Here is a 6,743-nt window from a genome sequence, read left to right on the forward strand (position 1 = left end):
AAATTGGCTGACACGCACGACAACAAGACTGCTTCCCGCAAGCGCGCGGACGTGCTGCTGGTCGAACGCGGCCTGTTCGAAAGCCGGGCTCGCGCCCGCGCCGCGATCGAGGCCGGCGGCGTAACGGCCGACGGCAAACCGGTCGCGAAGGCGTCCGACCTGATCGCCGCCGACGCCAATCTCGCCGGGCAACCCGCGCATCCCTATGTCTCGCGCGGCGGCGTCAAGCTGGCGGGCGCGCTGGAACAATATCCGATCGAAATCGAAGACCATGTCTGCCTCGACGTCGGCGCATCGACCGGCGGCTTCACCGAGGTGTTGCTCGCGAACGGCGCCAGCCTCGTGTTCGCGATCGATGTCGGCCACGGCCAGCTGCATCCCTCGCTGCAGGGCCATCCCAGGATCGTTTCGATGGAAGCGACCGATATTCGCGCCTTCGAAGGCAAGCGCCTGCCCGCACGACCCGACATCGTCGTGATCGACGTCAGCTTCATCTCGCTGAAGGCGGTGCTGCCGGTGGCGCTGTCGCTGGCGGCCGCCCCCATGCATCTGCTGGCGCTGATCAAGCCGCAGTTCGAGGCGGCACGAAAGCACTCCAAGCGCGGTATCATCCGCAATGCGATGGTGCATCAGGAAATTTGCGACGACATCGCGGCATTCGCGACCTCGCAGGGCTGCACCGACATCCAGGTATTTCCATCCTCGATCACCGGCGGCGACGGCAACTTCGAATTCTTCCTCGGTGCGCGCCGTGGCTGAAGCCGAACAACTTGTCATCGACCATGTCGGCCACCGCGGTGACGGCGTCGTCACGGCCGGCGGCATCAGCGTCTACGTGCCCTACGCGCTCGGCACCGAAACCGTCGAGGTCGAGCACGTGCCGGGTCATCCGGACCGCCGACGCCTGATCAAGGTCGAACGCGCCAGCGCGGCGCGCATAGCACCCTTCTGTCCGCATTTCGGCGCCTGCGGCGGCTGCGCCATCCAGCATTGGGACGCTGCGCCCTATCGCGCCTGGAAACGGGAAATCGTGGTCACGACGCTGGCGCAAGCCGGGATTGCTTGCGACGTCGCCCCCCTGATCGACGCCCATGGCCTTGGCCGACGCCGCATCACCTTGCACGCGCGGATGGGTACGCATGAAGTGCTCAAGGTTGGCTTTGCGGCGGCCGGTTCGCACGACATCATCCCGATCGACCGTTGCCCGATCCTCGACCCGCATCTGGACGGCGCGCTTGAGGCCGCCTGGGCGATCGCTGAACCGCTGATCTCGGTTGGAAAGCCGCTCGACATTCAGATCACGGCCACCAGCAGCGGCCTCGATGTCGACGTGCGTGGCTCCGGCGCGCTTGCGACAGCGCTGATCACAAGATTGTCTGATGTCGCCGAGCGGCACAAGCTGGCGCGGTTGACGCGCCATGGCGAACTGGTGCTGATGCGAACGCCGCCGGTCGTCAGCATCGGTGCCGCCCAGCTAGCCCTGCCGCCCGGGTCGTTCCTGCAGGCGACCGTGGCCGGCGAGGAAGCGCTCGCAGCATTGGTCGCCGGCCACTGCAAGCGCGCCAAGCATATCGCCGACCTGTTTTGCGGCGTCGGCCCGTTCGCGCTTCGCCTCGCCACCAGATCGCGGATCACCGCCTTCGACAGCGACGCAAATGCGGTAGCAGCTTTGCAGAAGGCCGCGACATCGACGTCGGGGCTGAAGCCGGTCAAGGCCGAGGCGCGCGATCTGTTCCGCCGGCCGCTGATGCCGCAGGAACTGCGCGATTACGATGCGATCGTGTTCGATCCGCCACGGCAGGGCGCGCAGGCGCAGGTGACGCAGCTCGCGGCGAGCAAAATCCCGACAGTGGTGGCGGTGTCCTGCAACGTCACGAGCTTCGCGCGCGATGCCAGAATCCTGATCGACGGCGGCTACACGATCGAGAGCGTGACGCCGGTCGACCAGTTTCGTCACACGCCGCATATCGAGCTGGTGGCGCGCTTCGTGCGGAAAAAATCGTAGGATGGGTTGAGCGAAGAAAAACCCATCGACCGCCGTTGCAGTAGCGATGATGGGTATCGCTTCGCTCCACCCATCCTACGACGTCACCGCCCCCAGCGGTCCTGCCAGATCTTCTCACCGATCAGGCAATTGACCCGCGGCTCCTTCTCCTTGGCTGCAACCGGCACCACCGGCCGTTCCGGCGTGCGGCCCGCGATTTCGAGCAATAATTTGGTCCGGATCGCTTCCTTGAATTTCTCGCGCTCCTTGATCGTCACCACGAACGAGCCGGGCCCCCCGATCACGCAATCCTCATAGTAGGCATCGAGATTGTCGATATCCATGGTGGAATAGGACGGCTCCTTCACCATGATCGGCAGACCATTGATGACGACCCCCTTCTCCAGTGCGGCATCGCGGGCGACGACGACCGGACCACCGTTGTTGTTCGGACCGTCGCCGGAAATATCGATCACGCGCCGCAACCCGCGATGCGGATTCTCGTCGAACAGCGGCATGGCGAAATTGATCGCACCCGATATCGAGGTGCGCGACGCCCGGCGGATCGGGGTCTTCATGATCTCGTTGGCAACGGCATCCGCCGTTTCCGGACCATCGATCAATCGCCACGGAATGATGATCTTCTGGTCCGTGGAAGCCGCCCACTCGAAATAGGTCACCGCGATCTTGCCGTGCGGGCCGGTCTTCAGCGCTTGCAGGAACTCCTTGGAGACGATGGCCTGGGCGTACCCCTCGCGCTGGATCGCCAGCTCATCCATGTCCATCGAATAGGAGACGTCGACGGCGAGGACCAGTTCGACATCGACGGTCGGGTTGGCTGCTTTGTCCGCCAATTGAAGGCCTGGCGGATGGCCAAGTTGGTTCCTTGTGCCCGGCGCGGCGACCCCCGCGACATCGCCACCGGCGAGTACGCCTGCCACAAGCACAGCTCCGATCGAGACATACCAGCGCATCGCTGCCCTCCCGTCGACTGGCGACAATGGTGACACGCAAATTGCGCCGCGCAAAGGGCAGATATCATCTGTCCTTCACATTTGGGTTAGCTCTCCACTGCCTCGATTCGAGGCAAGCGTTGCCGCGCCTCGATTCGCGATGGTGAGGATCAGTCACAGAGCGAAGCAATACCGTGATCTCCGATTGAACAAATCCGGCATTCACCGCGACAGAAGGGGCGTGCGGCGACCAGGCCGCAGATGGCGTGGACATGGACATACCCCCGAAACGTCCCGAAATTGCGCGTCGGCGAATGTCGCCGCGCGCGGTCGTGCCGTCGGTCCTGCTGTTTTCCACGCTCGCCGTCGCGGCGGCGCTGTTGTTGCCACCGAAATTGTCGGGCGCGGCGCAGCCCGAGGCTGCGCCAGCGGAACCGGCGCTGAATTCGGCCAATGCCGGCGAGCTCTGTCTGCGCCTTTCCGAAAATCCCAAGGGCTACATGAGCGACGAGGCGCTGCGCCGCTGGACATTGCGGAGCGAGAGCTGCACCCTGGCATTGGTCAATGAGCCCGAAAATACCCATTTCAAGGTCGCGGTGGCACGGTCGATGCCCTACGCAAGGAAGGTCGAGGCGCTGGCCCTGCTGCGCGAGGCCGCCGCACAAGGCAACGCCGAGGCCTATTACGAACTCTATGAGCATCACAAATCCTGGGACCGCGGCGACCTCGACAAGGTGCCGATGGTGACGCGCGCCGAGGCCGATCAGTCGCTGCGCAAGGCGGCCGAACTCGGACATGCCTTTTCCACGCAGATGCTCGCGATCCTGCTGGACCGTGGTTCTACGGTGAAACGCGATCCGGTTGCCGCGCGGTACTGGGCCGAGCGTGCGGTCGCCAACCCGGCGAAAGACGCGAGCAAGGCCGACCTGCTGGTGCTGCTCGGCCGCTTGCTGGTGACGTCGGACAGGCCGGACGAACGCGCCCGCGGCATCGACATCCTCGAGCGAATGGCAGCGGCCGGCGCGTTCGGCGCCAGGCGCGAGCTGGCGATCGCCATCCGCAAGGACGACCCGGTTCGCGCGCGCACGCTGCTCGAAGAGTCGCTGCGGCCCGATCCCGGCGGTGCGCCGCCACCGCTGGCCGAAATGCTGATTGCCGGTGAAGGCGGCCCCGCCGATCCCAGGCGCGCCCTTGCTTTGCTCACGGCACGCACCGACACGACAGGCGTCAAGGGCGTGCTGGGACGGCTCTATCTCGAAGGCAAGGTGGTGCCCCGCGACGTCCAGCAGGCGGCGAACCTGCTCGACCAGGCCGGCGTTTGGGACCTCGACGCGCGCATCGACGTGGTGCGCATCCTCGCAGGCAACCCCGAAGTCCGGATCAAGAATCCCAGACATCTGCTCTATTACGCCACCGAGGCCGCGGAACTCGACGAACCCGGCGCGATGGCCGCGCTGATCGACCTGAAACTGTCGCAGAACGCCCAGTTTCAGGACCGGCCCGGAGCCTGTAAACTGATCGAGACGGCCGTCAGCCGCGGCGATCAGAGCATGACGCAGCGCCTGGCGGATTGCCGCGCCGGCTGACAACGGCGCGGAGCTGTTTTGCTTGGAGCCGCCACAGGAATGATCGATACCGTCGCCAAGCCAAAGACAAAGGTCAAAACCCAGACCGAACGGCCGCGCCTGCACAAGGTCATTCTCGTCAACGACGATTACACCCCGCGCGAATTCGTCGTCACGGTGCTGAAGGCCGAATTCCGCATGACCGAAGATCAGGCCCACAAGGTCATGATCACCGCGCACCGCCGCGGCGTGTGCGTGGTCGCCGTCTTCACCAAGGACGTCGCCGAGACCAAGGCGACCCGCGCCACCGACGCCGGCCGCGCCAAGGGCTATCCGCTGCTGTTCACCACAGAGCCCGAGGAATAGCGGCACAGGTTGACTGCGGCTAGGCCGCCGGCGTTTCATCTGCCAGGCCAAAGACGCGCTCCGCCTTCGAGAATCCGGCGATCGGAAACTCGCCGAGATCGCTCCACCCTCCCCGGCAGATGCCGGCGAAACCTTCCGATGCCACCACCGTGCGCTGCAGACGGCTGGCGATCTTCTCCAGCCGCGCCGCCAGATTCACGGCAGGACCGATGCAGGTGAAGTCGAGCCGGTTGCCGCCGCCGATATTGCCGTAGAGAATTGGTCCGACATGCAGGGCGAGACCGAAGCGAAAACGTTCGATCGTGTCCCCGATCGCATACCGCATTGCCATCACGCTGGCCCGGGACTCACGGGCGGCTTCGAGCACCTTCGAACACACCTGCTGCTCGTCGCCGACATATTCGTCGATCGGAAACACGGCCAGCAATCCGTCGCCCGTATACTTCAGGACCTCGCCGTCATGGGAGCGGATCGCGGCGACCTGGCAGTCGAAATACTGGTTGAGGATGTCCACGACCGTCTCCGACGGCAGGCGGTCGGACAACGCCGTAAAGCCGCGCAGATCCGACAGCCAGATCGCCGCATTCATCGACTCGGTATGGCCGCGGCGGATCTGCCCGGCCATGATCCGCTCGCCGGCGCGGTTGCCGACATAGGTGTCGAGCAGGCTCATGGCGGTGCGGCGCAGGCTGATGATCTCGATGTAACGCGTCAGCGGCGGGAGCACCGAATGCAATGCGTTCAATTGTTCGTCAGTAAAGCCGCCCGGCTGCCTGGTGGTCCAGCTCGAGGCGTTGATGGCGCCGTCGGTGAACGGCAGCGGCAGGGCGACATAGTCGGTGGCGCCTTCGGCTCGCATATCCTCGACAATTGGAAAACGCGCCGCGGCCTCCGGATCGTTGGTGTGAGCCCTGACCTCGCGTCCTTGCGTGAACACGATTGACAGCGGGCTGGTGTGAAATCCCGGCGTATCCTGGATGCCGAAATCGACCGTGCCGACCTCGACCTCGGCGCCGGCCTTCCAGATGAAATTGCGGCCGAAGATATCGGGATGCAGGGTCCGGATGAAAACACCGGCGCGCCACAGCGGGATGCCCGCCTTGACCAGCCTTTCGCAAACTTCCGCCATCGCCAGCGCCGGGTTCGCCGCCGACCGCGCGCCATCTACCAGCCAGTCCTTGAGTTTCTGCAATTCAGATGCGTTCATGACAGATGCATTTGTCGCGCAAGTTGCGCGCGCGTCAAGGCTGACATCGCAACCCGCCGGGGGTCCATCCGCATCATTGCGAGCCACCGGGTCGCGCGAATGCGCGCCCGATGACAGGCTCCGCGAAGCAATCCACGTCTCGGCATAACAGATGCATGGATTGCTTCGCTGCGCTCGCAATGACGGAGGATAGTGCGGCCCCACACGACGCTGTCATCCCCGCGCAGACGGGGATCCAGTACGCCGCGGCTTCTCGGTTCCATCATCAGCGTCTCTGGAATACTGGGTCACCCGCTTTCGCGGGTGACGACAACTGAATATGTGTTCGCATTCTCGCGACGCATTGCGCCCGAGTTGTTGAAAATTCTCCACCCTCTCAATTCAGAGGGCGCAGGGAATGCCGGATGCGCGCTGCACCCGCGGTCTCGCGTGCGATAGTGCTAAGAAAGCTGCACACGAGCATACAGGGCAGCGGAGAACATCCGACATTCCCTGCGCAATGGCTTTACGGCTTATGACGCGCTCTCCCCGGTGAGACGGCCTCTATTGCCACCGTCGCCCCTCGGAAGCGTTAGCTCCCGCAGGACTTGACGCCGTTACGGGCGCCAGGACCACACGCTTTCGCCGTACGCTTCAGCTGCGACCGTCAATCGCAACTGTTACGTCCA

Annotated in this window: 6 protein-coding genes; 4 read left to right on the forward strand and 2 right to left on the reverse strand. The window is 64.4% G+C overall.

Annotated elements, in window-relative coordinates; translation table 11 throughout:
• The first annotated feature begins 3 nt into the window (after window positions 1–3).
• Window positions 4–759, forward strand: a complete 756-nt coding sequence (locus JQ574_RS13055; RefSeq protein WP_212209002.1) for a TlyA family RNA methyltransferase — start codon at window positions 4–6, stop codon at window positions 757–759.
• Window positions 752–2,005 carry a methyltransferase gene (locus JQ574_RS13060; protein WP_212383575.1) on the forward strand — a complete coding sequence of 418 codons (1,254 nt, stop codon included), beginning with the start codon at window positions 752–754 and terminating at the stop codon, window positions 2,003–2,005. Before JQ574_RS13055 ends, JQ574_RS13060 begins: the two co-directional genes overlap by 8 nt.
• Window positions 2,006–2,088: 83 nt before the next feature.
• On the opposite strand, the gene JQ574_RS13065 is transcribed toward JQ574_RS13060, so the two are convergent.
• Window positions 2,089–2,958, reverse strand: a complete 870-nt coding sequence (locus tag JQ574_RS13065) for a DUF1194 domain-containing protein (RefSeq protein ID WP_212209000.1) — start codon at window positions 2,956–2,958, stop codon at window positions 2,089–2,091.
• A 293-nt stretch (window positions 2,959–3,251) separates the two neighbouring features.
• Here JQ574_RS13065 and JQ574_RS13070 point away from each other — a divergent pair, with 293 nt between their 5' ends.
• Both JQ574_RS13070 and clpS read left to right on the forward strand, forming a co-directional pair.
• Window positions 3,252–4,523, forward strand: coding sequence for an SEL1-like repeat protein (locus tag JQ574_RS13070; protein WP_212208999.1), 1,272 nt, complete (start codon window positions 3,252–3,254; stop codon window positions 4,521–4,523).
• A 39-nt stretch (window positions 4,524–4,562) separates the two neighbouring features.
• Window positions 4,563–4,868 (forward strand): ATP-dependent Clp protease adapter ClpS, encoded by a 306-nt coding sequence (gene clpS / locus JQ574_RS13075; RefSeq protein ID WP_212208998.1) that lies wholly within the window; start codon window positions 4,563–4,565, stop codon window positions 4,866–4,868.
• Window positions 4,869–4,887: 19 nt separating this feature from the next.
• Here the strand turns inward: clpS and JQ574_RS13080 are convergent, their stop codons facing one another.
• On the reverse strand, window positions 4,888–6,075 hold the full coding sequence (locus JQ574_RS13080) for an adenylate/guanylate cyclase domain-containing protein (RefSeq protein ID WP_212208997.1): 1,188 nt from the start codon (window positions 6,073–6,075) through the stop codon (window positions 4,888–4,890).
• Window positions 6,076–6,743: the final 668 nt, after the last annotated feature.

The sequence above is a fragment of the Bradyrhizobium sp. AUGA SZCCT0158 genome, from assembly GCF_018130065.1.
Lineage (GTDB): Bacteria > Pseudomonadota > Alphaproteobacteria > Rhizobiales > Xanthobacteraceae > Bradyrhizobium.